This window comes from Dietzia sp. SYD-A1 (genome assembly GCF_015356725.1).
Taxonomy (GTDB): domain Bacteria; phylum Actinomycetota; class Actinomycetes; order Mycobacteriales; family Mycobacteriaceae; genus Dietzia.
On record NZ_JADDKI010000625.1, the window covers coordinates 1 to 804 of the forward strand.

1 pseudogene is annotated in these 804 nt (G+C 69.5%); it reads right to left on the minus strand.

Annotated features, from left to right (window positions below):
- Positions 1–120: 120 nt before the first annotated feature.
- Positions 121–804 (minus strand): annotated as a pseudogene (locus IY392_RS17815) (acyl-CoA dehydrogenase); the annotation flags it as partial.

Below are 804 nucleotides of genomic sequence, written 5' to 3' on the forward strand. Positions count from 1 at the left end.
CACCAAGCCGGCAACCTCGTGGCGATCGCCTCGGGCCAGGACGGCGGCAGGCCCCAGTTCGTCGACGGTCATGGCGCACTCCTTTCAGGTGGCTCGTCGCGGGTGCCTCGCTGCCTGCGATCAGGCGCAGCTGGCCAGCTCCCACCTCAGCTGGGCCTCGGACGGCGACTGGACCGGGAAGAAGACGGCCTCGCGCATGCGCCGGGACGTGCCGGACGAGCGTGCATAGCCCTTGCCCCCAGCAGATTTGGTCTCCAAAATCGCGGCCTCGAAGGCGACCTCCGCCGCTTGCAGGCGCATGGCGAGGAGCTCGGCGCGCCCGGCGGCGTGGGCTGTCGCCTCGGCGCGGGCGTGGGCGGTCATGGCAGAGCGGACCAGCGCGAGCTTGCCCACGAGCCGGTCGACCTCGCCGGCGAACACCGCATTGACGCCGATGAGCGACGAGCGAGCCTCCTCCAGGGCAGTGGTAGCCAGGCCCACGCACAGCGCGGTCTGCAACATCACGAAGGTAGGCCGAACGGAGGTGAGGAAGGCCTCGAAATCGCTGGTCAGCACCTGGTGTGCACCGATTCGGACGTTCTCGATCTTCAGGAACGACGAGGCGGTCGAGCCCAGGGCCATGAGTGAGAAGGGTGGGCCCACTGTGACGCCCGGGGTGTCGACGGGCAGGGCGACCACAATGCGGTCGCCGGTGGTGGTGCGCGCAGCCGTGACGAGGACGGCGTCCTCGTACAGGTTGGAGGCCCATCGCAGGGTGCCGTCGAGCACCAGTTCCTCACCCTCGACCGTGGCGGTCACGTCGAG